The sequence below is a fragment of the Type-D symbiont of Plautia stali genome (assembly GCF_001485335.1).
GTDB classification, from domain to species: domain Bacteria; phylum Pseudomonadota; class Gammaproteobacteria; order Enterobacterales; family Enterobacteriaceae; genus Pantoea; species Pantoea vagans_C.
Genome location: NZ_BBOC01000014.1, coordinates 47839 through 73882 on the forward strand (window position 1 = coordinate 47839; position 26044 = coordinate 73882).

Here is a 26044-nt window from a genome sequence, read left to right on the forward strand (position 1 = left end):
CATGATGACTGAAACCAGGCCCGGAAATACACGCCGGGTCTCTGATAAGAATTCCGTGTGCATCAAGGGCTGGCGGCATCTTCATACGCTTGCCGGGATGGAAGGGCGCCTGATGGCCATCGCGGCGGCTCAGAGAGTGCGGGGGCATCTTACGGCAAGCGAACGCACTGAAATTGCCTTCATCGGCATCGAATTTGTCCGGGTGGGATACAGCATCAGACCCGCCCTAAACCTCAGTTGCGCAATGCTGGCCATCAGCGTTGAGCAGCTGGCGTGGCAAATCGATGCACGGGAGTGGATCTGGGCCGTGGATTACGAGTCAGGTGCCTGGCAGACAGCGCAGGAAGGCGATGACAATGTCCCAGAGAATATCTGCTACGGCGGCATTGAGTATCAGCCCGTGCCCCATCGCAGTGATGCAGTCGACGCCAGTGTGTATGTCCAGGTGGGCGCTTCAGGAAAGCACTGTTTCAGCGTTACGGAGCCCGGCTGCGGCCGGCAAGTGGCTATCCTTCCGTCGATGTATATGGCAAGGCATCTTGCCAGCTATGCCGTATCGGTCAACGGCGGGCTCGGGGACGTGCTGATAAGCGAAACGTCTGAGAAACCGACTCACATGAGCTTTGACGCGTGGCTGACTGATGGCTTACACCTTTCCTGCGATGCGGCTGCCGGCGCGCCTGCCACACCCCGTATACGGGCGTGACCGACCTTGCCGCGCAGCTGACGGAGGTCAGGGATGCGGAGCGGGACATGGAACGCCTTACGCACACGGCTGACCTGAAATATGCGTATGGCGCTAAGGTTTTGCCTGGGCTGACCGATATCCTTTATCAGCCGGCCCGCCGGTGAAAGAACTCCATACAAACATACTTTTCCCTGACAGCTGTTTAGCAGGGTCCTCCCGGACCCTCTTTTTTTACCTTCTCCCCTGAAACTGCTTTTCCTGCTCAAGGACACCCCATGAACATCGTCACCGGCAATCTGCTGGCGCATGACGCCGCCTGCATTGTGAACCCCTGGAACGTGAACCTCTTTCCCCGGTGGCTGTTTCATCCGGGCGGCGTGACTGCTCAGCTGAAGAAAACTGCGGGCCCGGCACCGTTTCGTGAGCTGGCCCGTCACGGCTGGCTCAACCCTGGCAGCGCCGTTCTGACTGCCGGCGGCGTGCTCAATAAACCCATTATCCACGTGGCAGGGCTGAACCTGCTGTGGCGCAGCTCGGAATCGATCGTTTCCCGATGCACGGCGTCCGCGCTGGCGCTGGCAGATGAACGGGGTTTAGCCTCAATGGCGATGCCGCTGATTGGTGCCGGCACCGGTGGCCTGACAACGGAACAGAGCCTGCGCGCCATCAGAGTCGCTGCAGAGGCTTCGGGAAGCGCCTGCGAATTGTCAGTGGTGTTGTGGGACGGGAGTCGCTGCCCATGAATACCGGCCATTCCTCCTGGAAAATCCTGCATCTGCTCGCCTGGCACGAGGGTAACCTTCTGGTTTCGCGTGCCACAATGCGGCTGAAGGGGGGGCTGTGCGATGACGCGGAGCAGGCGCTGTCCATCGCCGCCTTCGTGGTGACCAGTTATGACGTGGACGGTGTACCGTTGAGTCCGTACTGCGCTGAAGTGCTCGATGCGATAAACAGCATTGCCTGCGAAATCAGCATTCCGGCCTGGATGACTGAGCTTCAGTGGGCGCACAAACTCCATGTGCAAATGCGCGAAGATGACCGTCAGGCCGCCGAACAGGCTGAGCTGCAGGCGCTGCATGTCAGCGAAGCGGAGTACGAAGGACTGCGATACGTAAGCTGGCCATGGCGGGGAGACTCCACGGCCAGCCTCGTTTATGAGCCGGCCGTCATGCCCGATACCGGGCGCTACCGGATTACGGAAATGCAGAGCGATCGTCTCATTGCGACCGTTATGGACGTGCAGGACGCCCGGGCAATTGCGCGGTATGCGGCCTCTCATGATGGCGGCTATGGCGATGTCTGTCTGTGTCGGTGTGACGTGGAGATAACGCACGACAGCTTTGAATCATGGTTTATGAACTGACCCGCCGGCTATGGCGGGATTAACAAGGAACTGGAATGAAACTGAATGCACGAATCGTGGCCAGCGCGCTGTGGCTGACGCTTTCCACAGGTGCGGCCGTCGCGGCGCCCTCAATCGACGCCGGATTTTCGCCCGAAGGCAGCGCGCAGCAGCTGGTGCTGCGTACGCTGGATGAAGCGCACGAAAGCATACGCCTGATGGGCTACAGCTTTACCTCGCCTGAAGTGGTGAAGTCTCTGGTCGCGGCAAAGCGTCGCGGCGTGGACGTCAGGGTGGTCGTGGATGACAAAGGTAACCGGAGCAAGGCAAGTCAGGCGGCTATGAATGTGGTGGTGAATGCCGGCATACCGCTGCGTACCAACAGCCAGTACAAGATCATGCACGACAAGGTGATCATCACGGACGGGCAGAACGTTGAGCTCGGATCCTTCAATTACACCCGCAGCGCGGCGGAGTCCAACTCCGAAAACGCGCTGGTTGTTCGGGGCGTACCGGCGCTCGCACAGACTTATCTGGCGCACTGGCAGTCCCGATGGGACGGGGGTAAGGACTGGCAGTCCACCTACTGATCACCTCCCGCACGTTACATCACCTCTCTGGCCAGACTGTGCGCCAACGCAGTCTGCTCGCCGTTGTAAAGTTAAGTCGCTGATTTAAGGGATCTGTAGTATTCTCAGCCAATTCGTTTTAGAAATGCTGGAGGCTCGTATGCCGCAGACTGAAAATACAACTCAATCTGAGGTAAAACCTTCCCGCAAAGCGCCCCTCACCGTCAGGGAGCGTAAGATGCGTTCAGTCGCACGTAAGCGTGAAACACATTCTCCACTTAACGTGTTTATCCATAACAGCACCAAGCAGAAACTGGATGAGATTTGTAAAGAGTCCGGACTGACGCAGGGTGAAGCGATTGAACGGCTTATAGAAGCCAGTAAGAATCACGATTTTTGAGGGTGACTATTCACGGAAATTGATTGTGCAAACCCGTGGTGATACATTAGCTCGCAATTAAGTTCCTGGTTTGCCACGCCGAAAGGTGGCAGAAGTCTGGTACTGACTGATTAGTTGAGGCCAGAAAAAACGAAACCCCGATAATCTTCCTAGGTTTGGCGACTCAGGAGAAGACTAACGGGGCCCACTTATTCTGCATAGAAGCTGTTGCTCTATGCGGGGAGTATAGATTCATGCCCGAAAAACTGCAATACCCTCGGTGCCTACTCCTTCTGTGCAACATAAGCGCAGGAAGGCGTGACTGAACAGGTATCTGAAAACACTTCATTTTACCGGCAGGTAAAGAATCCGAATCCGGAATTTATTCCTGAGAAAGGAAAGAAGACCCTGCCGTTCTGCGAAAAAATTCGTGAGAAGGCGGCAGGCTTCACGCAGCGCGTCGAGTTCCAGACGCTGGTTGCGATGTCGATCGCCCGCGGCGAACGCCGCCGCCGTCCGCCGGAGCTGCGCATGCGCGCCCTTGAAGCTTCGCTGCAGGCGCTCTGCCACTACTTTAACCCGCTGGCCAACCGCGTAGGCGCCTCGCTCACCACCATGAGCATCCGCTGCGGGCTGGCCACGGAGAAAAAACGCCTCTCCATTACCCGCTTTACCGGCGCCGTGCAGTTCCTGGCCCAGCTGAAGCTCCTCACCTACAACACCGAATACGACAAAGAAATTGGCTGTAACATCCCGACGGACATCACCTTTACGCCGCTGATGTGGCAGGTGCTGGACGTGTCCGAGGAGGCCGTTGCGGCCGCGCGCCGCAGCCGCATCGAGTGGGAAAACCGCCGCCGCGAGAAGAAGGGCCTGCCGCGCGCTGACGCCGGCGAGCTCATCAGCGCCGCCTGGTCATTCGTCCGCGAACGTTTCCGCGAGTACCAGAAGTCTCGCCGTGAGCACGGCATGAAGCGCCACCGCGCGCGCAAGGACGCGCCGCGTACGCGCAAGGACATCGAGCAGCTGGTCCGCCTGCAGCTGCAGAAAGAAATCCGCAACGGTCGCTTCTTTGGCAGCCTCGATGCGGTACGCACGGAGATAGAGCATCGCGTCACCGAGCGCATGAAGCTGTCGCGTGGCCATTACGCGCGGCTCGGAGACGACCTGCTGGTCACGACCTGACGGCCGTTGCGGCATTCCCCCTAAAACGCTGGCGCATGCGCGCCGGATGACCCCTGCCTGCTGCCCGGCACCCGAAGCCGGCTTTTCTCTTCCCCTGCCTGGAATCCAGCTATCCGGTTTGCGCCGGAGGCCTCCCCACGCCTGCAGAACGCCTTTCGCACAAAACTCATCCACATCAGCCCCTTAGACCTGCTCCCGGAATGCGATCGGGCGCACACTATTTCACTGCGCTGACGTCTTCACGCCCCGTTTCTGAGTTATCCACATTAACCGCGAGAGGGTATGACATTTATCTTCTGTCCGGACAGCGTCTTAACCACTGAACGGGATTTTTACAAACCGCGATGATCCGTTTAAAAACCCGATCTCCTTTCTTTTAAAGAACTGTTATTACTTACCTTTAAAGATAAAACCTGTTCGGCACCCGTCCTGTGGACAGGTGAATAACGCCCGCCCTTGCAGCGGACTCACGTCCGCGCCGGTCCGGATACGACGCTTCGCGTCTGAGGTAGCTCCCGCCAGAAGCGGCGGGCAAAATGCCCGGCTTCATCCTCTCAGCAGAAACAGCGGACAAATGTGCCATCACACTCGCGTGAATATGACCACCAAGCGAAACCCACCTGAAAAGCGCCGCCACCCCGGCCCGGAGGGCCGGAACAGAGTCGCTTTAATGATGGATGTTGTACTTAAAGTCAGAAATGGCTGTTGAACTGAGGCCCGCGGTTCGTATCTTTCGTCTGCGACCATCCGGCTTATTCGCGCCTGAAAGGCCGCTGCTTAAACGGCGTCTGGCAGGGGGTGGTTGGGCTTGCACGAACATAACGCTCTGTAACCGGCTCTGCCGGGTTAACGGCGCCCGATGGCATACGACCCGTCCTTAACGGTTTCTGGCGCCTCCATGCCGCTCACGCGGCATTCACAGGACAGGCTGCGCACTGCTCGCCCGCCAGAAATCCCTGCCGGTTCGTCCCGCCACACAGTAATATGATTCTCATCCGCGTTTGCTTGACAACCTGTGCGCAGGATTTGAGCATGAGTCAGGGGGGCAGAACGGTCATACAACCTATTCCGAGGTCGATAACGCTAATAAGATCCGGTTTGCGGAAAATATTCCGCAGATCACCGCGGACGTTAACCAGGCGCTGGAGCAGCATCAGCAGGCAGAGCAGCAGAGGCAGAAGAAGCGGCAAGAAAGCAAGCTGAAGCGGACGCGGCAGACCCGGTGGCGGGGGCGGCCCGTCAGCAGCAGGAAGCAGATGCCGCTCTTCAGCAGGCCGCGCAGCGTGAAAGTGAGGCATCATCACAGCAGCAGGCGGCGTAGAATGCCCTGAACGCGGCGTCAGAGGCCGTGACGCAGAAGCAGGCGCTGTCCGGCGGCTCGGGCTCCTCGCTCTCCACGCCGCAGTTTCAGGGGTGGCAAACCGCCTATCATGCATGGGGCGCCGCGCAGCAAGCCACTCAGGCGCGACAGGGCGAGCTGAACGCGGCCGTGCAGGCTAAAACCGACGCCGAATCGGCGCTGAACGCGGCGAATGAAGCTCTATCGCAGGCGCAGGCTGAGCGCCAGCAGAAAGAGCAGGCCCGGCAGGCCGCGGAGGAAAACGTCAGGGCGGTTCAGGCGGAGGCCAGCCGGAATGCGCTCTGGAGCAGCGCCGGCGTCCAGCCGGTGTACGTCATGTTCATGAGTCCGCGCGACCTGCCCGGTACAGTCAGCGGAGAAGGGCAGGACGTAGGGGAGGGCTGGCTGAATGCCGCCGCATCAGGCGATGGCGCACCCATCCCAAAACAGATTGCGGATAAGCTACACGGGAAGGATTTTTCCAGCTTCAGGGAGTTCCGTAATGCGTTCTGGACCGAAGTGGGGAAGGATCCTGAGTTGCTTAAGCAGTTCAAGCCGGGGAACGTTGGTAATATTCAAGCTGGTAAATCCCTTGTGCCTAGAGATTCGGAGCAGGTTGGTGGGCGTGTTAAATATGAATTACACCACGTTAAACCAATCAAAGATAATGGTAGCGTATATGATATTGATAATATTCGCGTAACTACCCCGAAACGCCATATTGAGATCCATAAAGGGAGTAAGTGAGATGGAAAAGAAAACGATTTCTGATTATACCGAAGCTGAATTTTTAGCATTCGTTAAAAGAATTTTTAATGTGCAAAATACGACTGAGGAAGAGGATATAAAGAATATTCTCGAGTTCAAAAGACTATGTGAACATCCATCCGGATCTGATCTTATCTATTATCCGGATGATAGCAGGGAAGATAGCCCGGAAGGTGTAGTCAAAGAAGTCAAAGAAGTCAAAGAATGGCGCGCAGCCAACGGGAAACCAGGCTTTAAAAGCTAAATTACCCCCCCCCGAACGAAATGGGTCGCCTACGGGCGGCCTTTTCCGTATCTGGCCTGTCTTAAACTCGGAGAGAGTTGCAGTACACTGATACCGACAAGCGCTACTACACTCATGAAATCAGAGAGCTCGAGCGTTACCGGAATTTAGGGGCTTTGTTGAATAAATCAAAAGTAGCCTGAAACTGGCTTTAACAAGAAAAACCAGGAAAGCACTCACAGCTGCACAGAGTGCGAATGATCGTCCAGATTTAAGGCCGTGAATCTACAACACACAATTAATGATAAATTGCTTACCTGCATCTGCATTCTATTCTGGTGAGGACTCATGAGAGGTATGATGAAAGGGTAATGACTCCAACTTACTGATAGTGTTTTATGTTCAGATAATGCCCTATGACCTTGTCATGCAGTTCCACCGACTTTGAGAACGACAGTGACTTCCTGCCCAGCCTTGCCAGATGCTGCCTCAGATTCAGGTTATGCCGCTCAATGTGCTGCGTGTAACGTTTACTGATAATGTGCAGCTTTCCCTTCAGACGTGATTCATACAACGGCCATCCGTCCGTCATCCATACCACCACGTCAAAGGCCGACAGCAGGCTCAGGAGACGCTCCAGCGTGGCCATCGTGCGTTCACCGAAGACGTGGGCAACAACCTTCCTGCGTATCCTGTCATACGCGTAAAACAGCCAGCGCTGGCGTAATTTAGACCCGACGTAGCCCCACTGTTCGTCCATTTCAGCGCAGACGATGACGTCACTGCCCGGCTGTATGCGTGAGGTTACCGACCGCGGCCTGAGTTTTTTAAGTGCCGTAAAATCGTATTGAGTCCAACGCCCATAATGCGTGCACTGGCGCGGCACCCGACGCCATTCATAGCCATATCAATGATTTTCTGGTGCGTACCGGGTTGAGAGGCGGCGTAAGTGAACTGTAGCTGCCATGTTTTACGGCAGTGAGAGCAGAGGTAGCGCTGATGTCCGGCGGTGCTTTTACCGTTACGCACCACGCCTTCAGTAGCGGAGCAGGAAGGACAGCTGATAGAAATGGAAGCCACCGGAGCACCTCAAAAACCACCATCATACAATAAATCAGAAAGTTAGATGCATTACCCGGCTTATGGATAACGACAACCTGAACGTCAGTCACCTCGCCTGGTGCGGGCTGATTGCGCTGAATACCGCCCGGCAGGACGGTATTGCGACCTCGCCCGCGCAGGACAACCTGTTTCTGACCCGCTGGCTGGCCACCGCCGAAAAGCAGCGCCGGTTTCCCCGGTCGCTTGCCAGCGACATCAGCTGGCTGCTGAAAGAAGGGCGGGAAAAGGGCCTGCGCGCCGACCTCCCCGGCAAGCTCGACTACCTGTGGCGCGCCAGCAGTGGCCATTGCAGGCGCAGAACGACCTGTTCCGGCTGCAGCACGCCCTGCACGCGGTAAAGCTGACCGGGTGGATTTATATGGTGCTGGCTGAGAGCGAGTGGAGCGGCCGCCGGCAGCTGCGCCTGAGCCCCTCGGTATCGGGCATCTACCTGAACCGTAAAGCACTTGACGCCGGCTTTGACGAGCACGGCCGTCAGCGCATCCCCCTGCCCGCGCGCATCACCGGCGAGCTTCCCGCGCTCGATAAGCTGCTGCAGCGATCGGGGTGGCGCCGGGAGGCAGCGGGAGGGGCTGATGAGCATCTGCACCACCTGCTCGCGGACGGATTCAGCGCAGGGTGATGCGCTGACGGCCGGAATGGTCACGGACGTTACAGGCTACAGTGAACCTACGCGCCGGTTCAGGTTTCAGGGCGGCCGGCCGATAACACCCGCGTAAGCAGAATAAGGGGGGTGAGGGCCAATGGAACGAGATCGTACGTTAGTGGCATAACTTTCTGATATATCCGAATATTATGGATATTGAAAAGCGCCCTCAAAACGGTGTCTTTTTTAATCGAAAGTTGGTATTTAACGGACAGTGTTGTCTATAAATCGATTTTCAAGACGATAATTTTTCTCTTACCGTACGTTTTCTTACGGTTGGCCTTCAAATCTCTCATTCCGCAGATGCAAAAAAGGCCGCCTGTGGCGGCCCTTGCTCTGCCTATTCTATTCCGTATTTTTTTTCGGTCACAAAGGCCGGCTCTTTCCAGTTAGGTCCTTTCTTGCATCCACAACCATAAGTTTTAGCACTGAAAACTTCTCCACTTTCTTCAAGCGCTCTTGTTTCTTGAATTAGCTTAATATTCCAAGATGGATATTTCTCGTCAGCTTTATGCCTGCCAAAAAATCGGTCTATGGAAGGGTATGCTATGCCATTTTCACCACGGCTGACTAAAAACAAAATAACATCAGCCATAGTTTCATTTTTTACCATTTCATCAAAATCAATCATTTCAATACCTTTGTGTGCACTTTTATTATAGAGGCACAACTGAGCTTGCCTCTTAAGGTTGAAGCTATGGCATTTCATTTCTGCAGTAAAAGAGCCTGTCACTACAGGCTTTGTACCAAAATCATTTCGATAGCGTAACAACCCTTTCTGCCGACAAGATTGTACTCTCTCTGTGCGCAATAATAATTCTGGTGATTCGTAGCTTCTTTATCGCCTGATTTACTTGGTTTTCGCTTTCAGCGTCAAGCGCGCTTGTTGCCTCATCCATAAACAGAATCTTCGGTCTTTTGTATAAAGCCCTGGCAATAAATAGGCGCTGCTTTTGACCACCGGATAGGCCTTCACCCAGTTCTCCAATCATGGTTTCGTAACGCATTGGGAGCTGCATGATGAACTCATGCAGATAGCTTGTTCTGGCACACTCCAGCATCCAGTCTTCATCTGCGTTTTCAGAGAAACTGCAGATATTCTCCCTGATTGATCCCGAAAACAGTCTATCGTCCTGCATCACGCACGCGATGTATTTCTGATAGTTATTGATACCCAGCTGCAGAATATCAACGCCATTTATTTCAACCGTACCATCGTCAGGAAGAAAAAGTCCGCAAAGCACCTTTATCAGCGTTGTTTTACCCGATCCAGATGGTCCTGTTATCGCGACGCTTTCTCCCGCAGCAATGCTCATACTCAGATTATGAAACACAGGCTGGGTATGAGTGTCGAAGCTATAGGTTAATGATTTCACCGACAGGGAGGCCGGTTCTGCAGTCGGAAATGCCACCAAATCTGCTTTACGCGGCTCTCTGGGATGAAGGGCAATATCAGCCACGCGCTCATTATGAAGGCTCATCATACGCATCTGGAGCAGGAAACTTATCAGGGAACCGACGCGGTCGGTAAACTGACCACGGAAAGCACCAAAGGCGACAAACATTCCAATAGTCATCTGATTAGCAATCACAAGACTGGCGCCCAGCCACAAAATGATGACCTGATCAAAAGCCGCGACCAGACCGCTCACACCTCCAAGCAGCATATCTAATTTAGTCACGCGAATGGACGTGTTGATGGCGTCAACTTTGAGGTTAAGCCACCTGACAATCCGCAACTCTGCCATGCCCTGAATTTTTATCGTGGAGATACCGTATAGTGTTTCCATAAAATATGAACCGGCCCGGGCATTTTTGATCAATGACTCTTCCGTCAGCTGCCGGTAATAAGTGTAGGTAAGTAAGCGAATAAGCACGTACATGCCAGTAAACGCGATAACAACCCATGTCAGCCAGCCACCGTAAAGGATCATCATGCACAATACTCCCAGCACCATCATGCTGTCGATGATGGCGCCGACGATGCTTGTTGTGAACGTACTGCGAAGCTCATCAAGTGAGCCGAAGCGTGACTGGATATCACCGAGTTTACGTCGCTCAAAGTATCCCAGTGGCAGATACATGAGGTGAGAGACGAGGCCTGACTGCCACTGGACATTGATTGACGCAGACATAATCAGTGATGTCCAGCCTCTGAACAGGCTAAACAGCATACGCAGCAGTATAAAGAAAATCAGGCCGCAGCAGATTAGCGTCAGTAGTCCAAGGTCTTGGGCAGGTATCGCATGATCCATTACCAGCTGGGTACCCACTGGCACCACCAGGCTGATAGTTTCAATGACAAGTGAGAGACACAGAATTTTCCCCAGCGTTTTTCTGAGGCCATGTACGCTGCCAGCTAGCGTTCTGAAACTGAATCGGTTAGCGGATTCTCCCGTGGTAAAGGTACTGTCAGGCCAGACCTCGAGCGCTATGCCAGTGAAAAATTTTGACACCTCGTTCATGCTTACCTCACGTCTTCCCTGCGCCGGATCGTGTATCAACACACTATCCCGTCCGGCTTCAACTAGGACGACATAGTGATTAAACTCCCAGTGCAGCATGCAGGGCAGCCTGAGCGCTTTAAGTTCGTTTAGATCGAGCGTAAGGGGCCGCGTTGTCAGTCCGAGCTGTGTCGCCATCCCCGTCAGCGCAGTCAAGGCCGCTCCCCGAGCAGACAGGTTAAACTCCCGACGCAGGGTGGCCATGTCCACGTTCTTACCGTAGTGCCCGCAGATCATGGCCAAGCAGGCGAGGCCACATTCAGAAGATTCAGTCTGATGGATGAGTGGAACACGACGACGAAGGCCCAGATCTAGCCGGGAAATCAACATTCTGAGGGAGTTTCTAATCATTTACCGGTCCGGTCGCGCTGTGTTTCATGTCATAAAAAGGTGAAAGCATCCACTGGTATATTCTCCGCTTTTCAAGGAAAAGCGTGGTCTGTGCTTTCATTCCATTTTCGAGACCTAGGTGTTTCTCACCGTAGGGAATGATCAGACTCGCCGGGTTTACGATGACTTTGTAATAAGGAATAGCCGCTGCCAGATTTGCGGCGCTGGGAGCACCCTGGTAGGTCAGCATTTCCTGGTGAGACGCAGGCGTTTTCGAAATAATGGAGATTGAGCCGGCAAATTGGCCAAATTTTTCAGACGGGAACGCCTCATAGCGAATGTTTACCTTTTCTCCGCGGCTGAGATAAGGAATAGCGTCATTGGGTACCCACGTCACGAGATCATAACGGTCAATTTTTTTCGGCATTACCTGAAACAGACTGTCTCCCGGACTGACCATTTGACCAAGGGTGACGCTCAGTGAGTTCACATATCCGTCTGAAAGCGCTCTGACAACGATCGTTCCGCTGGCATCAATACCGGCCAGCTCTTTGTGCAACTCAAATCGCTGTAATTCCATCTGATGGATCTGATTATCATAATCTGCAGCCTGCACCTGAATCTGGTTGTTCAGCGCCGTAATTTGCAAAGTGTTCTGTTCGTTCTGACCCAGTAATCCCAGCAGATTATTTTGTTGCTGATAGTACAGCGCCACGTGATTTGATAGCTGGTCCTTAGTAATGAGGCCTTTCGTCTGATAGCTCTGATAACTGTCCATATTCCTTTTCATTAAGCTAATGCCTTCCTTTGCCCGCTGAATAATTTCAGTTGAACGAACCAGCGCCGCGCTATATAACTCCTTCTGCTTTCCCAGCATATTAAGCGTGTTTCTTTTACTGGCGTTCAGTCGGGAAATTATCTCTGTAACGCGCTGTATCTGGTCTTCGATATCTTTACGCTGATTATCGCTGACAACTCCCTTGACCGTACTTTTACTGACGTCAATCTGATAGACCGGGGAACCCGACGTTATTTCCTGTCCTTCAGTGACAAACCGGTCGGTGACAATGCCCTGCACAGAGGAGTAAACGTTTGCAGGCCTTGGATAGGTAGCTATCTCACCTGACACGCTGACTCTTCGCGTATAGGTGCCTTCAATAATAAAGGTAAGGAAACTCGCAAAAAAAAATAGGCTGGATGATGCAACAACCCAGAAGGGGACGCCCGGAAGGAGAAGTGCGCGACCGCGCCAGCAATGGCGGCGATTTTCAATTGATTCCTTTCTGTACATTTAGTTCGTTCCATGTCGGGTCTTGCAATCATAATACTCGAGCGGATAAGCATCAGAGTTCAGAAACCTGACTGATTATTCCTGTGTCTAATGGTTATTTAATTCTGCCAGCAACGCGAGTGGTTTCTGGCAGAAAAATGAATTTAAAATTAATTGAAGCCTGAAGTAGAGTTAATTTTTTCTAAAGAAAAGTTGTAACAAATAAAGTGCTGCTTTCACTAAACCCAGCATGGTAAGAACGATCACAAGGATTTGAGAAATACCCTGCGGGGCCGCATACCAGCTTTCAAACCCGACACCCGCGCCTTTTAAAAGAGAGGCAGCCAAAAGGATGCAAACAAAAATGACCAAGCCGCTAATTACTTTGTGCATTATTAACTCCTAATTTCCCGGCATTGCTGCCGGGAATGTGACTACCAGGTGCACTGTCCACCAATGTTGCCAGCATTACTGTTGTTGCTGCCATTATTTGACGATGAGCTTCCGTTGAAGCAACCACCCGCGATGGCTCCGCCGGCAAGGCCAAGTCCCAGTCCTACTACGCCGCCGGCGGCACCCGCAACCATGCCGCCAATAATGCCGTTATTACAGCCTACTACATAAGAGCTGGATGAGGTGCTGCCGCTATTTTTACTGCCGCTGCTGGTACCGGGACCGTGCTTATCAGAATAGTTTCCTGCACCGGAAACCTGTTCCATTTCCTGCAATGTAAGCGTTCTCATATTTGATATCCTTATTTGTTAACCTGCCTTTAATTGGCATTCGTAAAGTATCGTAAACAAAGTGCATTTAAAATGCGAAAATTATGAAGGTTTTATTAATTTTATCGAGATAATCATAAGCAATGAAACATTATACCCATTGAATAACTGCGTTTTTTACATTTAATTTCAGTGGCTTGCACCTTATTTTATTGACACCTTTAGCTTCATCAGCTCGAGTTAATGATTCTTTCTTTTTCGTAAATAAAAAACACAATTGCGATATAGATCACATTTGTGCTGAGTTTTAAAACTGAGCTTTTTTATTAACGCTCTGAGGTTTGTTAATTAACTTAAATTCTGTGGTTAATATTTATAGCAAGCTAATTAATGATCGCCGGGGGCATTAAATACTGCGCTGATATTCAGGCGATGATAACACATCAGTAACGCCCTAAAGACACCGTATACACCTTTGCATCATAGCATATGCTGCATTGTGAACTGTTCAGGACTCCTGAACGCTAGCCCATAGGCCATGTCGAGTGAAACGGTTTCTATGAGAGCGTGACGGCCATGACGACCAACGTCAGAGCGTGTCTGTTCCTCATTTGCAGTTCTGATAACGCGCATACCTTCCTTGCTGGCGGGCATTTCCCATACCGGCGTAAATTCAGGCCGCCTGACATGTAAAGATTCGAATCTGAAAGCGCCGACCGTGGTGACGTCATGCACTGCTGCGTCTTGATTACATACAATGGATACATCAGTACAGCACGCGCTGAAGCCTGACGCTGTAAGCTTAAGAGCGATGTCGGGATAACGCTCGCTGAACTTATGGATAATCGGGATTACCCAGCGATCGCACCCCGACAGGCCAATCACCAGCCTGCGTATTTTCCACTGTTCTGTATCCAGAATGGGTTGTCGCCAAGAGCAGCGAGCATACGCGGGCCCATACATGGCCCCATGCCCGGAAGTGATTTAAACAGACCTGCATCTGGCAAGGTATTAAACAGTGTTTCGATTCGTTCATCGTAGGTTTTGATGATTTCACTCACCACTTTAATTTGTGTCGCCAGTGCTGTTGCCATCAAAGCATTAGCCTCGATAACACTCGGGTCTGTGGTCAACGGGATCGCATCATCGATACTCGCAACACGCTGCCCGGTAAGGGCTGTTGCACGGCCACCTTTGGCATTAAGAAAGTTGCGAACAGTGTCACGCCTGGCACGCTTCAGTTGTTGCAGACTAGGCCATCTTATAATCAGTTCACACAGTAGTAAGCTACCCCGATGTGAGAACCATTCCAGAAGTTGAGGGTAATATTGTTTGAGAGTGTTGATTAACCTGTTCACAAAGCGGCGTTTGTCTTCAATGAGTTGCCGACGCTGTTCAACCAACTGTTGAAGTAATCGAATATCCGCATTGTCCGGCTCAATGGCTCTGATTTTTTTGGGATAACGCAGCATTAGTTCCAGCGCCAGCTCTGCATCCTGTGGGTCGTCTTTTGCCCCACTGGGCCAAAAGGTTTGCCTGTAGCGAGCAAGTGATAACGCATGAACAGGAAAAACAGTGATAAACGGGTATTTTTGTAGCGCGAAAACCACTGGGCCTTTCTTAAGCTCAATAGCGACTGCGATCCTGCCTTTCACTTTTTTGTGCAACGCTTTCAGCCAGGTATCAAGTGCTTCTGGCGTATGTTCAATGACATGGAAAACTCGTTCACCATTGTTAAACTGTACGCAGACATCGTGCTTTTTATCTGCCCAATCGAGGCCAATATGAGCAGCAAACTGATTTATCGCAGTCATCACCAACTCCTTTTCATCGGGGATTGGTATGCATTCCACATTCTTCGAAAGAAATATAGTCAGCAGTTTGTCTGCATGCCCTGAATATTCGTTAACGAACGTGGAGCACTTACTGGCTCGAAAGAAAAGCGGTGATCATCGCATGATTCTCGCTCAATATTCGTAACCAGCAAGCGCATACCCTGAATCATCTAATAGCGTAATTTTCAGGGTATGAAAGTCTATATTTCGCTATGAGCTTAACGGGGCGATGCAACGCTATCCTTGATCAAGGGCGATGTTGATATTAACCCGGACTGCTTAGAGACAGAGTCCATGGTTAATGTCGTAGATCCCATTTTACGGATAATTATGTATTGTCAGATACAGACATGATGGCTGCTAAGTTGCCGCTGCTCATAACGGTGAATCATCAACATTGGGTTTCACGCACGGGCGGAACACTTACCGACCCAAACCATAATGGATTGGCAGGGCAGACCGAACCACAGATATGTGCCGGGATCCTCGCAAAGTTGCCAGCGACAGGGCGGTGAACGTGTCCTGAAGAAACAGCCAGTATCTTGTCAGGATATCTTCTTATCAGCTCTTCCAACTCATTCAGTCCCCTGCATATTGTTTCATCAAGAATGGGTATCCCGGAAGGATAAATGTGATGGTGAAGAAACAGCAGAACCGGAGCCTCATCAGCCTCGCCAAGTTGCTTTTCCAGCCATCCCATACGTCCCGAAACTGTTCCGTAGCTCTGTTCGCTGACGGTTGAGTCCACTCCCGCCAGACATATTCCTCCGGTGTTGTAACTGAAGTGCAGCAACTCCCCCGGTGAGTCAGGCAACCAGCGTTCGTTACCCCACGTCTTTCGCATACAGCCCCTAACGTCTGAATTACCGGGCAGAATCAGGGTGGGGTAAGACTGTGCTACCAGCTTCGCAGCTATCAGTTCGTATCCCTCATCCCAGCCCCGTCTGTCAGGTCACCACTCAGAACCATTATGTCCGGCCCCACCTGTTCAAGCCACGCCAGCACCTGCTCCAGGCGCTGAAGGTGATCATTATCGGGAGCTGCGTGGATATCTGTTATCTGTGCTATCAGCATGAATACCTCATGATGAGTCGGTACCGGCAGTGAACTCAGCATCAGAACCGAAAATTTTTCCGGAGTTAAGTACGCCATAGCACCAGTGAACCAGCTTTCGCATCACTGCCCCGATTGCCACTATTCTGGGCTTACCCCGCAGTAAAAGCTCTTCATAGAAGATGCGCATCCTCTTATTACAGCGTCTGGCACAGATCGCCGCCATATACAATTTTGCCCGCAGCTGAGGTGGTCCGATTTTAGACATCCTGGCTTTACCGCGCACGGACGTCCCCGATCGTTTTTCAATAGGTGCCACGCCCATAAAGGCGGCAATCTGGCCTGCTGACTCGAAATCATGGCTCCGCAAAACGATCAGCATGTTGATGCCCAGCTGAGGACCCACTGCCGGGATAGAAGTCAGAAGGTCATAGTCTTGTTGCAGCGATTCGTGTGCTTTAATGTGCGTTTTAATCAGCTGCTCAGTGGCTTTCACCTCTTCCCGGAGGATTCTGACCATGCGCAGGCACGAGCTGATAACGTCAGGTGGCGTATGCGTACTCTGGTATTTTTCCAGCCGGTTTTCTTCACGCACTGCGTCGCTCAGCAACGCGTCACGCCGGCGGATAAGCGCGCTGAGGTACCGGACTTCATCTGAGGGCGGCAGCCAGCGCTGGGGCTTTTTCAGTAATGCATAGCAGGCCAGCATGTAAGCATCCACTTTGTCCGTTTTAGTCAGAATGCCCATGCCCCGGGCAAAATCCCGGCTGCGGTGAGGGTTGGTCAGCGAAACGTATCCTCCTGCCTCATGCAGTGAGAATGCAAGGCGTTCGTGGTAAACGCCAGTCGCTTCCATAATCAGATGAACGTCACCGGGGCCGCAGTGCTGCAGACGCAGCCAGCGAAAAATATTAGCCGCCGCGCTGCGGTCATTTTTGATCTTTTTTGTTCGAATACGAACCTTTATATCGTCATAAAGTATGCAGAGAACAAGGGTGTCTTTACTTACGTCTATGCCTACAGGAAACATCATCATTCTCCTCTCACAGTGACAGTCACGCCTGTTCGCCTTGTACATACGGAGTCGTGCTCCCGGTAACCGTTCAACAAAATGTGCTGGCGTGAAAGGTGAAACAGAGGGCCGTAAGCTGCCAGACAGGATCAGAAATCGTCCTCAGGGAGGGGGCTGGCTCACTCTGTTTCGTGTGATGGTAGCTAATCACCACGTTATGTTAGATACAAGGGAGGGGGTTGGCCTTGCACGAAAATAACGCTCTGTAACCGGCTCTGCCGGGTTAACGGCGCCCGATAGCAAAGAGCCGTCCTTAACGGTTTCTGGCGCCTCCATGCCGCCAACGCGGCATTCAGGGGCAGGCTGCGCACTGCTCGCCCGCCTGTCTGTTCCGATATCCTGCCAAGACTAGCTGAACTACAATGTTGTTTTAAGAATGTGGGCAGCATGTACTGTGGCCTGCAGATTTTATGAATACCTCTGAGGATGTATGACCGACAACGAAGAAGCAGAATTTGCGCAGCTGATGGGGGCCGGAATAAAACAGTGCATGGTGTGGTATCGCGATCAGGATTTCAGCCGGATGAACGAGGACGCACGGGCGGAGCTGGAGAGTATCTTCAGCCCCGGCGACGAGTATGACGTCAGTGCCAGCCTGCAGATTAGCGTTAACATGATGATGATTGGTCAGCTATGGGAGGACAAACGCTTCATGGACTTCGCCGCCAGAGCTGCCCGGACGTCCTGTGACGGGAAAACCATGGGTAAACTCCCCGGAAAAATTGCCCTGAGGCAGCTGCTGGATGACGTCAGTGAAGTGCTCAGGGAGCCCAAGTTTTATACGACGGAATAACGAGTTCAAATCCGCAGCGGTGTGTTGCAGCCCCGACTGACAGGTCGGGAACCGGGCTTCATCCCTGACCTGCAATAATCATTGCCTGTACGAAATTTGTACTTATTACGCCCACGGCGATGGTAACCTGAGATTCAGTTTTCTCAGGCTGCGGGATCCCCTTTTTGGTACGCCTGTTTCACTGTAAGCATGTATTCATTATCGGATACAGCGTCAGCAGGAGTCATGATGAGCACTGATGAATATGAAACCGACGAGGACATTTATCACGATGCCTGCTTTGTGGCCGGCATGTGTTGCCTGAAACTCGCCAGCGATGGGGGAGAAATCAACCGTGAGCGACTAACCATCGAACTGATGAGACTGCTGGGCGCCGTGATCGAGAAAAGAGAAGAATATCCCTCCTCGCTGCTGTTCGCCATCGAGCAACTGCGCGGCGAGCCGGACGAAGAAGTGGATGAGGAGTCAGACTGAAACGTCTGTCACAGCTGTTGCCTCCGGTGGTTCCAGGAGTTCAGCCATTATCGTCTGTGACAGGCTCTATCAGTTCCCCGCCCTGATTGTGAATGTTATCCACCTTACTGCTGACCGGGTGCCACATGGTTCACCTTAACGGTATCGATGCCCCGGAACCTTGGAAGTCCTTCATCCCCGCGTAATAATCTTAAGCCAGCATCAGGAAAATACCGCGCGTTACGCGCGGCTGACACCACATGGTGCAAAACGTCCTGGCGTCGGATATTTCCCCTTTTCAGGCGGCAACCCTTAACAGTTTCTGGCGCCCCCGTGCCGCTGATGCGGCATTTACAGGGCCGGCTGTGCACGGCTCGCCGTCCGGCTGCCAGCATGCTCAAAGGATAATTCGTCTCATTTCCTGACATTCTGCACGTCAGATGGCAGGGTTTCAGTGCTGGTTGTATGTACAGCTTTTTTGTGAACTTAACACCCGACAGGGAGATTCCATGAGTGAAGGCAACGATCAGGGTTCAATGACGGTAAACGGCCCCTCCACCGACCCCGGGTCGGAAAGCCCACGCGGCAACGGTGGGGGCAACGGCTCAGACAGCAGCGGTAACGGCGGCGGAGGCGGTAATAAGCAGACGGCCGTTTCAAAACAGGCCGGTGATGCGCAGGCGGCTTCTCTGGGGCTCAGCCCCGAAGACTTCACCGGCTATTTTCTGAATGCGGACGGCGAGGTCATCGGCATATCCAGCCTCGTCGGCGGAGACGCCTACGGCGTTAACCTTGGCGCGCCTCCGGAAGGGACAGATGCGGCCCCGGAGGGCGGTGGCACAGACGGGGCGGATGTTGCAGGTCCTCTCAGAGGCGGTCACGTCATCGTGACCTTCCGCGGAGATACCTCAGACAACCGCATCAGAGAGCTGAACGATATTATCGCCCGGAATGAAACAGCGGCAAACAGCGGCCAGTCAGGAGCGCGCCCCGCGACCGCGCGGCGGCTGACGGCTGAGGCGAAAGCCGAGCTGGCGCTGATTGACAGGGTCAGACAGAAGCAGGCCGATGAAGCGGAGGCTGCCCGTCAGGCAGAAGAAGCGGCCAGAAAGGAGCAGGAAGAGGCGGACGCCAGGGACCCGGTAGCGGCCGCCGCACGTAAGCTCAGGGAAGCAGAAGACCAGCTGCAGCAGGCCGTACAGCGGGAAAATGAGGCGTCAGCGCAGCAGCAGAGTGCGCAGACTGCGCTGAACGATGCCTCAGCGGCAGTTTCTCAGAAACAGGGGGAATATGACCAGGCCGCGGCGGCACAGGAGAGTGCGCGCCAGGAAGAGCAGAAGCTTTCCGGAGGCGCAGGCTCCCCTCCCTCAACGCCACAGTTCCATGGCTGGCAGGCGGCGTATCAGGCCTGGGGCGCCGCTCAGCAGGCAACGCAGGCGCGCCAGGCAGAGCTGGATGCGGCCACTCAGGCAAGGGCCGCCGCTGAATCCGCTCTGAATGCGGCAAATAACGCGCTGTCGCAGGCGCAGACGGAACATCAGCAGAAAGAGGAGGCCAGGAAAGCGGCGGAGGACAACGCCAGGGCGGTACAGGCGGCCGCTGACCGCGACGCGCTTTTCAGCCGCGCGGGGGTGGAGGCTGCACCTTCCTGGAGCCCGGAGTCCGCCGCCGCCGGCACCGCGGCCCTGAGCGCGGCGGACTCCATTGCCCTGAACCGCGCCCCCGGCGCCGTGCAGCTGGCCTACGCCGGCAGCGGCACCTGGAGTGCGGCCTCGGGGGAAGCCCTGACGGGCGCCGTGTCCCGCGGCCTGGCCGCGCTGTCGGGAGCCGCCGGAGCAGGGCTGGCGGCAGTGATTGCCGGCCTCTGGCCGGCGAAGGCCGGCGAGGGCAGCGCCCGGGTGCCTGTTGCGCTGGCCATCCCCGCCCGGCTCCTGACGCCGGAGGGGGCGGCGATTGACCCGGCCGCGACGTCAGCCGGCCTGGCCGCGCGCGGTAAGCTGACGCTGAGCGGGGGGCAGCCGGCGCTGCAACTGCTGAAACCCGGCGCCGGCCTGTCCGCCACCGTGCCGGTGCTGAAAGCGGTGCGCGATGCGGCCACCGGGCTGGACCGCATCACGGTGCCCGCCGTGGCGGGCGCACCGGAGCGAACCGTCCTCATCAATCCGGCCCCGCCGCCGGCCGCCCCGTCTGACACCGGGGGGCAGGCGCCCGCGCCCGTCACCCCGGCCCACACCGGGACTGACGTCACGGCGCCGGAGAGCCTGACGGTCACGACGCTGCCGGAAGGTGAATACCCGGACCTGCAGGACTTTATCTACTGGCAGCCGGACGCCGCCGGCACCGGCGTGGAGCCCGTGTACGTCATGTTCATCAGCCCCCGCGAATTGCCGGGCACGGTAAGTGGTGAGGGTGAAAGCGTCGGCGACGACTGGCTTAATGCCGCAGTGTCAGGAAATGGCGCACCCGTTCCGGAACAGATTGCTGACAAGCTTCGGGGGCGTGAGTTTGCTAATTTTGATGCGTTTCGTAAAGCATTCTGGACAGAAGTGGAAAAAGATCCAGAACTGAGTAAGCAATTCAGGGAAGGTAGTTTAGGAAGTATGAAGTTAGGTAAATCGTCGTTTGTTAGGAAAAAAGATCGTGTTGGTGGACGTATTAAACACGAATTACATCACGTAAAACCTATAAGTGAAGGAGGCGCAGTCTATGATGTTAACAATCTGCGTGTCATGACTCCAAAACTGCATATTGAAGTACACAGAAATAATGGTGGTAAGTAATATGGCTGATAAAAGAATTTTTTCTGATTACACGGAGGCTGAATTCTTGGCTTTCGTAAAAAAAATATTTCATCCTGATAATACAACTGAAGATGAAGATGTAAAAAATGTATTGGAATTCGAGAGAATTACAGAACATCCAGATGGCTCTGATGTGATTTTTTATCCTCCAGAAGGGCGCGAAGATAGCCCGGAGGGTGTTGTTAAAGAAGTTAAAGAATGGCGAGCGGCCAACGGCAAACCCGGCTTTAAAAGCTAAATCGCCCTGAACGAATCAGGTCGCCCCCGCGCCGCTGCGGGCGACCTTTTTTCGGCACTGTTGCAAACATAAAATCTGGCATTAAAAGCGACCATCGTGTCTGTTATCAGCGTGGCACCAGCCAGACCGCGTTGTTACCCAGTATGAATAATTCTCTGCAGAAGCAGTCTGCCGATCCCATGGCTCTGCCATTCCGGATGCATATGAATTTCAGCAATGTACAGCCATGTGTCTTCAACCTTGCCTGCTATATGAAAAAAATGAACTCATATATACGCCAGAGGCAGAAGAAGCGTACCGCAAGGCTGAAGAGCAGGAAGGACGATAATGTTAGATCTTATGGGTATTTACCAGAACGAAAGTGTGGAAGATGTGCTGTTGCATTTTTCTCCGCGAACACCTTTTCTAATTATAGACAGAATGTATGTTACATATAAATTTGATGTTGTTTCTTCCGGAAAACTACTAAAAACACATCAACGATTATTTAATGAAGGTAAATTACTTAAATCAGGAAAACCTCTTCCAGTCAAAGGCCCGAACTGGAAGGAACCGGCCTTTGTGACCGAAAAAAATACGGTATTGAATAGGCAGAGCAAGGGCCGCCACAGGCGGCCTTTTTTGCATCTGCGGAATGAGGGATTTGAAGGCCAACCGTACGAAAACGTACGGTAAGAGGGAAATTATCGTCTTAAAAATCGATTTATAGACAAGCCTGTCCGTTAAATGCCAATTTTCGATTAAAAAAGACACCGTTTTGAGGGCGTTTTTCAATATCCATTATGTTCCGATATATCAGAAAGTTATGCCACTAACGTACGATCTCGTTCCATTGGCCCTCAACCCCCTTATAATGAAAAATATCAAGGTAGATCGCGTCGCCGGCAGCAGTTGGCCAGCTTACTGCAGCTACTCTTTTTCGGCAAATGAAGTTATTTAAAACAGTAGGTTATGTAAATAACGCAGAAGAAAAATCTTAGTCAGAAAATCTGAATGGAAAGGTGCGTCACTGATTGTCACATCCTGCGCTGGGCTTGCCGAAGATTCCTGCGGAACCAGCCCCTGCTACTAATGGATATTAAAAGGCGGGGAGTGATCCCCCCGCCTTTAGCTACGTTTCCGGGTTCATTAATCAATGAACTGGCGGATCAGCTCCAGAACCGCAATCACAGCTTTAGACACCGCCATTACCGCTCGCAGAACAACGATTAACACATTAATCATCCGTTTGCTCCATACAGAGCAGGAACACCGCCGATTGCCCTTACATTGCCTGTCACAGCGGTTACCTAACGTCAATTGTTTTGGCCGCTCCCACTCCTGCCAGGGCATTGAAACAGCACCACCTGTTTTTCAACCAGGACTTGAATCCGTTCATGTCGCTTTCGCGAGAGATACAGGAGTGAGAGCAACTACAGATTGACTCGCGCATTATACCCTATTTCATGCCATTTGCATTTAGGTCTCATTAGACGTATCCTTTAACTGTCAATTGTTTTGGCCGTTCCCGCCTCTTGCTGGGGCAAAACAAAAAAGCCCGATCTCACCAGTCGGGCTTTTTTGTGTCTCTGATTTCATTTTTGTACGTTCACACAGGTATCAGCGACATGGATTCTTAACCGTTCCACTTACGGTTATAAACCACCATTCCAGTCGGATGGAGGCTGAAATCCAGGTCTGATGCTTCAAATTGCTCAGCTGTCACTCCTTCAAATTCAGAGTCACACAACCACGCTGCTATAGCTGCATTGATTGCGTTCCTTTCAATCTCTTCTGGGTTATCTCTCGTAACTGCGTCAACGAGCTCTTTGCCGAAAAAAGGCACGGCACCTTGTGCCCATGCTTTCCCGTTTTTCCTGATAGTTCGACTTTTTCTTTAGCTACCTCAATAAGCATTTCCGCATTGATCTCTGTCTGATAGTAAAGAGTCTCAACCTGTACACCAAGGGTAAATACAGCGGACGCGAGTACAATACGGATAAAGCGGGTGGCCCCGTTCAGGCGCTGGACTGGAGGACCGCCGCCATTGACCGGGAAGGCGTGGATAAGGTGAGGCTGCATACTGGGCGCCTTGAATCATCTCAGCCAAATTTAGTGATGATAGATCGTCTGGAAAAGATTCTTTCTGGTGAACTACAGGTAACCGAGACCGACAGACGCTTTTATACTCATGAAATCAGGGAACTGGAGCGATATCGGAATCTGGGTATAAAAGACGGAAAGATTCCCCGGAGCGAAGCTGAACAAAATGAGGTGTGGAATAATACGCATACTGCGGCTCTGGAGGATTATAAGATTAATGAAGAGGTACAGCCACTTTACACTGATGAGGCCATAAAAGCCGAAGAAGAACAGGAACTAAAAGATGCTTCTAGAGGAGAAAAGTAATGTCACTAAAAGATATTGTAAAAAATGAAAGTGTAAAAGATGTATGAATCGCCACGGGTAATCTAGACACTTCTGATCCGTTGATAATATAGGTTTTCATATTCAACCGGTGGCATCTTCTCGCTCGAACCATGCCGACGCTTACTGTTATAAAACATTTCGATGTAATCAAAAATATCGCTTCTGGCTTCGTCTCTCGTTCCGTAGATCTTTTTCTTAATCCGTTCGAGTTTCAGTAGCTGGAAAAAGCTTTCCGCAACCGCGTTGTCATGGCAGTTACCACGACGACTCATGCTACCTTCCAGACCGTGTGATTTCAGGAACGACTGCCACTCATGGCTCGTGTATTGACCGCCCTGGACGCCCTTCTAAGAGTCAAGTCATTATTTGGGTACTGTTGATCTGTCGATTTTGATTTCGCAGCAGCGTATAGACTTCACGCGAGATATAACGCTTGAGGCAACGCAGTGCTTCCATTTTCGAGTGGCCCTCTGCTACCCGCTTTGCCACATATTCCTGTGTTTTCACGTCCGTCCGTAATCGACCGATCGCGATAATATGCAGGGCACTATTGGCTGCGCGATCACCGCCGCGATTAAGCCGGTGCCGGTTTGTCTTTCCGGAAGATACCGGGACAGGGCTGACGCCACATAGCGCGGCAAAGCCAGACTCAGAGTTTAGACGCTGAGGATTATCACCCGCAGTGATCAACAACTGCGAAGCACATTCATATCCCACCGCTTTACGTTTGATAAGCTCAGGCGCCAGCTCATCAACTATTGACGTTATCATGACATCCAAATCGGCTATTTCATCATGGAGCTCAAGATATCTGCGGGCCAGCGATTTCAGGGCAATACGGTAGGCATCCTGAACATGACGATATGCAGTAACATCAGGCCGCCACGAAGCCAGAGTACGGATCAAATGCATCCTTGTGAGATGACGTATCTGGTCACGGAGCTCGTCCGGAGCAGAGACAATATTCATCTGGATCATTTGAAGTGCAATACGTCGTGCCGCAACAGCTGTTTTGCGGCAGACTTTCAGGACACGCAGCGCTTCAATCATTCCGCTACGCGTTTTTGGTGTGACAGTGCGTATGCGTGAGAAAGCAGCATGAGCGGCACTTTCTGCATCGATCGTATCGCTTTTACCCCGCTTACGACGTTCCATTTTATCTGGTGCGGTGACCTCCAGAACTTCAATTTTGACACTCTGAAGATAGCGAAGCAGACCTGCACCGTACGAACCCGTGCATTCAACGCCGATACGCTCAACCGTTCCGAAAGAAGCCATCCAGGCCAGCATTTGTCGGTATCCCTGACGGGTTGTGGAAAAGAACTCGCTGCCTAAAATCCGGTTATTTTGATCAACCACAGCTGCAACATGTAAATCTTTATGCGTATCCACACCACCAACGACAAATGATGAATGAACCGTTTTTGCCTTTGCCATAGATCGCTTTCCTGCCTCAGAAATTATTCGTCAATTCTCCTGACGATAACCCGGACAGGACAGTAAAGAGACAAGCCGTCAGGCCCTTCTTGAGTCACGCGCATCGGTGAGGAGAAGCCTCGCATGAAGTGCTTCCCGATTACCGACGGGTCCAGGGAAAGACACATTGCTGGTCGTTCAGAGTGTGAGTCAGGAAACCGGGAAGCCTTCACTGCATCAGTGATCTCATCGGTCAGGCAAAACAGCAAGCATGACGGTGAAAGCTGACATCGACATTCTTACTATCAGAGTGAACCAGTACCTGTTTTTGGGGATTACGCCTCCACACCGCCATTAGTAATGCGTTCAGGACAATCTCTTTTGTCATACGAGGTTGCATTGACCAACCGATAACTTTTCGGGAGAACAGGCCAACCACCACGGCCAGATACAGCCAGCCTTCGTGGGTTCGGATGTAGGTTATGTCCGTCACCCAACGCTCATTCGGTGAGTCTGGATTGAACTGCCGCTGGAGCCTGTTGGGTGCTACGATGCTGGCTTTGCCTTTACTTACCCGTGGGCTACGGTACCCAACCTGAGCTTTTATTCCTGCTCGCCTCATGAGCCGCCAGACCCGGTTCACTCCACACTGTTGCCCAGTATCACGCAGATCGAGATGGATCTTGCGATAACCATAGACGCAGCCAAACTCAAGCCAGAACTGCTTGATCTGCCCGGTCAGCATCTGGTCTGCCTGGTGACGCTGTGAATGTGGCTGTTGAAGCCAGAAATAAAATCCACTCGGATGAACATCCAGAATCCGACAGAGCAATCGAACAGGCCAGCAACGGCTGTTGTCGCGGATAAAGGCGTACCTCAGTCGGACA

At 52.6% G+C, this 26044-nt stretch carries 27 protein-coding genes and 5 pseudogenes; 16 read left to right on the top strand and 16 right to left on the bottom strand.

The features are described from left to right. The first annotated feature begins 1 nt into the window (after position 1). From PSSD_RS06675 to PSSD_RS06710, 9 genes are all read left to right on the top strand, one after another. Positions 2–706 carry a hypothetical protein gene (locus PSSD_RS06675; protein WP_058970079.1) on the top strand — a complete coding sequence of 235 codons (705 nt, stop codon included), beginning with the start codon at positions 2–4 and terminating at the stop codon, positions 704–706. Positions 707–963: 257 nt separating this feature from the next. Beyond that, on the top strand, positions 964–1431 hold the full coding sequence (locus tag PSSD_RS06680) for a macro domain-containing protein (protein WP_058970081.1): 468 nt from the start codon (positions 964–966) through the stop codon (positions 1429–1431). Continuing rightward, positions 1428–2051, top strand: coding sequence for a hypothetical protein (locus tag PSSD_RS06685; protein ID WP_058970084.1), 624 nt, complete (start codon positions 1428–1430; stop codon positions 2049–2051). Before PSSD_RS06680 ends, PSSD_RS06685 begins: the two co-directional genes overlap by 4 nt. Positions 2052–2086: 35 nt before the next feature. Then, entirely contained in the window at positions 2087–2620 is a 534-nt protein-coding gene (locus PSSD_RS06690; RefSeq protein ID WP_058970086.1) for a phospholipase D family nuclease, read from the top strand. Between the two features lie 139 nt (positions 2621–2759). Continuing rightward, positions 2760–2999 carry a replication regulatory protein RepA gene (repA, locus tag PSSD_RS06695; RefSeq protein ID WP_058970088.1) on the top strand — a complete coding sequence of 80 codons (240 nt, stop codon included), beginning with the start codon at positions 2760–2762 and terminating at the stop codon, positions 2997–2999. A gap of 233 nt (positions 3000–3232) precedes the next feature. Then, a complete protein-coding gene (gene tap / locus PSSD_RS28425; RefSeq protein ID WP_369404263.1) occupies positions 3233–3304 on the top strand; it encodes a RepA leader peptide Tap in 72 nt (23 codons plus the stop codon). Next, a complete protein-coding gene (repA, locus tag PSSD_RS06700; protein WP_058970089.1) occupies positions 3297–4163 on the top strand; it encodes a plasmid replication initiator RepA in 867 nt (288 codons plus the stop codon). Before tap ends, repA (PSSD_RS06700) begins: the two co-directional genes overlap by 8 nt. A gap of 1348 nt (positions 4164–5511) precedes the next feature. Beyond that, positions 5512–6249 (top strand): pyocin-S2/colicin E7-DNase domain-containing protein, encoded by a 738-nt coding sequence (locus PSSD_RS28075; RefSeq protein WP_235589190.1) that lies wholly within the window; start codon positions 5512–5514, stop codon positions 6247–6249. A gap of 1 nt (position 6250) precedes the next feature. After that, complete coding sequence (locus PSSD_RS06710; protein ID WP_058970092.1) at positions 6251–6514, top strand: bacteriocin immunity protein; 264 nt, start codon at positions 6251–6253, stop codon at positions 6512–6514. 361 nt (positions 6515–6875) lie between these two features. Here PSSD_RS06710 and PSSD_RS06715 read toward each other — a convergent pair. After that, a protein-coding gene (locus tag PSSD_RS06715; RefSeq protein WP_201023800.1) for an IS1 family transposase occupies positions 6876–7573 on the bottom strand; the annotation gives its coding sequence in 2 pieces (ribosomal slippage) (positions 6876–7324 and positions 7324–7573; 699 coding nt in all). A 62-nt stretch (positions 7574–7635) separates the two neighbouring features. Here PSSD_RS06715 and PSSD_RS06725 point away from each other — a divergent pair. Then, positions 7636–8237 (top strand): annotated as a pseudogene (locus PSSD_RS06725) (DUF2913 family protein). Between the two features lie 364 nt (positions 8238–8601). Here the strand turns inward: PSSD_RS06725 and PSSD_RS06730 are convergent. From PSSD_RS06730 to PSSD_RS06770, 9 genes and pseudogenes are all read right to left on the bottom strand, one after another. Further along, entirely contained in the window at positions 8602–8892 is a 291-nt protein-coding gene (locus PSSD_RS06730) for a glycosyltransferase family protein (protein WP_058970130.1), read from the bottom strand. A 121-nt stretch (positions 8893–9013) separates the two neighbouring features. Beyond that, the gene (locus PSSD_RS06735; RefSeq protein WP_058970096.1) at positions 9014–11116 is read right to left on the bottom strand and encodes a peptidase domain-containing ABC transporter; all 2103 of its coding nucleotides are present in this window, start codon (positions 11114–11116) and stop codon (positions 9014–9016) included. Continuing rightward, positions 11109–12386: an HlyD family secretion protein gene (locus PSSD_RS06740; RefSeq protein WP_058970098.1), complete on the bottom strand. Its 1278-nt coding sequence runs from the start codon at positions 12384–12386 to the stop codon at positions 11109–11111. The genes PSSD_RS06735 and PSSD_RS06740 overlap by 8 nt, the downstream gene beginning before the upstream one ends. Positions 12387–12557: 171 nt before the next feature. Further along, positions 12558–12758, bottom strand: a complete 201-nt coding sequence (locus PSSD_RS06745) for a hypothetical protein (RefSeq protein WP_058970100.1) — start codon at positions 12756–12758, stop codon at positions 12558–12560. A 41-nt stretch (positions 12759–12799) separates the two neighbouring features. Beyond that, complete coding sequence (locus PSSD_RS06750; RefSeq protein ID WP_064511442.1) at positions 12800–13108, bottom strand: hypothetical protein; 309 nt, start codon at positions 13106–13108, stop codon at positions 12800–12802. Between the two features lie 902 nt (positions 13109–14010). Next, positions 14011–14901, bottom strand: a pseudogene (locus tag PSSD_RS06760) (IS110 family transposase); the annotation flags it as partial. Positions 14902–15313: 412 nt separating this feature from the next. Next, positions 15314–15766, bottom strand: a complete 453-nt coding sequence (locus PSSD_RS06765; RefSeq protein ID WP_369404261.1) for a metallophosphoesterase family protein — start codon at positions 15764–15766, stop codon at positions 15314–15316. Positions 15767–15837: 71 nt separating this feature from the next. Then, positions 15838–16074, bottom strand: a complete 237-nt coding sequence (locus PSSD_RS28080) for a metallophosphoesterase (protein WP_369404262.1) — start codon at positions 16072–16074, stop codon at positions 15838–15840. Then, positions 16004–17005 carry an IS110 family RNA-guided transposase gene (locus PSSD_RS06770; protein WP_058970104.1) on the bottom strand — a complete coding sequence of 334 codons (1002 nt, stop codon included), beginning with the start codon at positions 17003–17005 and terminating at the stop codon, positions 16004–16006. The genes PSSD_RS28080 and PSSD_RS06770 overlap by 71 nt, the downstream gene beginning before the upstream one ends. A 472-nt stretch (positions 17006–17477) precedes the next feature. Between PSSD_RS06770 and PSSD_RS06775 the strand changes: the two genes are divergently transcribed. The 4 genes from PSSD_RS06775 to PSSD_RS06790 all read left to right on the top strand — a co-directional run bounded on the left by PSSD_RS06775 (position 17478) and on the right by PSSD_RS06790 (position 21332). Further along, positions 17478–17840 (top strand): hypothetical protein, encoded by a 363-nt coding sequence (locus PSSD_RS06775; protein WP_058970106.1) that lies wholly within the window; start codon positions 17478–17480, stop codon positions 17838–17840. A 225-nt stretch (positions 17841–18065) separates the two neighbouring features. After that, complete coding sequence (locus PSSD_RS27945; protein ID WP_064511443.1) at positions 18066–18314, top strand: hypothetical protein; 249 nt, start codon at positions 18066–18068, stop codon at positions 18312–18314. Positions 18315–18802: 488 nt separating this feature from the next. After that, complete coding sequence (locus tag PSSD_RS06785) at positions 18803–21073, top strand: pyocin-S2/colicin E7-DNase domain-containing protein (protein WP_058970110.1); 2271 nt, start codon at positions 18803–18805, stop codon at positions 21071–21073. A gap of 1 nt (position 21074) precedes the next feature. Next, a complete protein-coding gene (locus PSSD_RS06790; protein ID WP_058970112.1) occupies positions 21075–21332 on the top strand; it encodes a bacteriocin immunity protein in 258 nt (85 codons plus the stop codon). A gap of 134 nt (positions 21333–21466) precedes the next feature. Here PSSD_RS06790 and PSSD_RS28345 read toward each other — a convergent pair whose 3' ends face one another. Further along, complete coding sequence (locus PSSD_RS28345) at positions 21467–21583, bottom strand: GNAT family N-acetyltransferase (RefSeq protein ID WP_153011415.1); 117 nt, start codon at positions 21581–21583, stop codon at positions 21467–21469. 76 nt (positions 21584–21659) lie between these two features. Between PSSD_RS28345 and PSSD_RS06795 the strand changes: the two are divergent. Next, a pseudogene (locus tag PSSD_RS06795) lies at positions 21660–21922 on the top strand (immunity protein). Positions 21923–22460: 538 nt separating this feature from the next. On the opposite strand, the gene dqlB reads toward PSSD_RS06795, so the two are convergent. Together dqlB and PSSD_RS27955 are read right to left on the bottom strand one after the other, a co-directional pair. Continuing rightward, positions 22461–22556, bottom strand: a complete 96-nt coding sequence (dqlB, locus tag PSSD_RS28410; RefSeq protein ID WP_304949805.1) for a DinQ-like type I toxin DqlB — start codon at positions 22554–22556, stop codon at positions 22461–22463. 513 nt (positions 22557–23069) lie between these two features. Beyond that, positions 23070–23393, bottom strand: coding sequence for a hypothetical protein (locus tag PSSD_RS27955; RefSeq protein ID WP_201023801.1), 324 nt, complete (start codon positions 23391–23393; stop codon positions 23070–23072). Here PSSD_RS27955 and PSSD_RS06800 point away from each other — a divergent pair. After that, entirely contained in the window at positions 23382–23720 is a 339-nt protein-coding gene (locus PSSD_RS06800) for a hypothetical protein (protein ID WP_235589192.1), read from the top strand. The genes PSSD_RS27955 and PSSD_RS06800 overlap by 12 nt on opposite strands. Positions 23721–23782: 62 nt before the next feature. Here PSSD_RS06800 and PSSD_RS06805 read toward each other — a convergent pair. From PSSD_RS06805 to PSSD_RS06815, 3 genes and pseudogenes are all read right to left on the bottom strand, one after another. Beyond that, positions 23783–24079: pseudogene (locus PSSD_RS06805) on the bottom strand (IS3 family transposase); the annotation flags it as partial. A 16-nt stretch (positions 24080–24095) separates the two neighbouring features. Then, positions 24096–25178 carry an IS110 family RNA-guided transposase gene (locus PSSD_RS06810; protein ID WP_058970118.1) on the bottom strand — a complete coding sequence of 361 codons (1083 nt, stop codon included), beginning with the start codon at positions 25176–25178 and terminating at the stop codon, positions 24096–24098. Between the two features lie 283 nt (positions 25179–25461). Further along, a pseudogene (locus PSSD_RS06815) lies at positions 25462–26044 on the bottom strand (IS3 family transposase); the annotation flags it as partial.